This window comes from Halomonas sp. ND22Bw (genome assembly GCF_003011945.1).
In the GTDB taxonomy this organism is placed as follows: domain Bacteria; phylum Pseudomonadota; class Gammaproteobacteria; order Pseudomonadales; family Halomonadaceae; genus Halomonas; species Halomonas halophila.
In genome coordinates this window covers 1-263 of sequence record NZ_PXWD01001083.1, presented here as the reverse complement: position 1 = coordinate 263, position 263 = coordinate 1, and the positions used below count along the sequence as shown (strand labels likewise).

1 pseudogene is annotated in these 263 nt (G+C 61.6%); it reads right to left on the bottom strand.

The features are described from left to right. Positions 1-263, bottom strand: a pseudogene (locus CVH10_RS21510) (excinuclease ABC subunit B); the annotation flags it as partial.

The following is a 263-nucleotide window of genomic DNA, read 5'->3' as shown; positions in this document are numbered from 1 at the left end:
GCCCGCTCAGGTAGCAGGCGTAGTTCTCCATCCCGGAGCAATATCCGACCTGGCGCAGCATTTCGGCATCATTGGTGATGCGCTCATACAGGCGAGCGGCTTCGGTCAGGCGATTTTCGCTCGTTAATTGGGCGACCTGCCGCTCCATCTCTTCCAGTATCGCCGTGGCGGCCGTGCCGGCCTGACGCGAAGAGGCGGCCAACAGCGTCTTGGGCGACACAAGATATTCGTCGGTGTCCTCCAACTGTTTGCCGGTCGCTGCG